At 44.0% G+C, this 298-nt stretch carries 1 pseudogene; it reads left to right on the top strand.

Annotated features, from left to right (window positions below):
* A pseudogene (locus tag V5P19_RS23305) lies at window positions 1-109 on the top strand (quinone oxidoreductase); the annotation flags it as partial.
* Between the last annotated feature and the right edge of the window lie 189 nt (window positions 110-298).

The raw sequence follows: 298 nt of genomic DNA, 5'->3' as shown, positions 1-298 counted from the left end.
ATTCTATACCCAGGCGGCAAAAGAGATATCTCTGTCAGAGGCACCGAACTTTGCCGAGGCCATCATTAATAACCAGATCCAGGGTCGCACGCTGGTGAAGGTTAACTAACCATTTAGCAGGGAATAATAAGAGAGGGAACTCATTTTGAAATCATTATTCAATCGGTTAACGGGAAAAGCGGTTAGCCGGACAGCTTTCGTCGAACACCTTGGTCAGGAAGTTATACAACATCATCCAAACTGGAAAGTCATGATTTCGACTGACCACAAATTGATGCGCATTGATACTCCACTAAAC

This window comes from Enterobacter sp. UNJFSC 003, assembly GCF_036903355.1.
GTDB lineage: Bacteria > Pseudomonadota > Gammaproteobacteria > Enterobacterales > Enterobacteriaceae > Enterobacter.
Note: the sequence above shows the minus strand (reverse complement) of the source record. Positions and strands in the feature narration are given on the sequence as shown.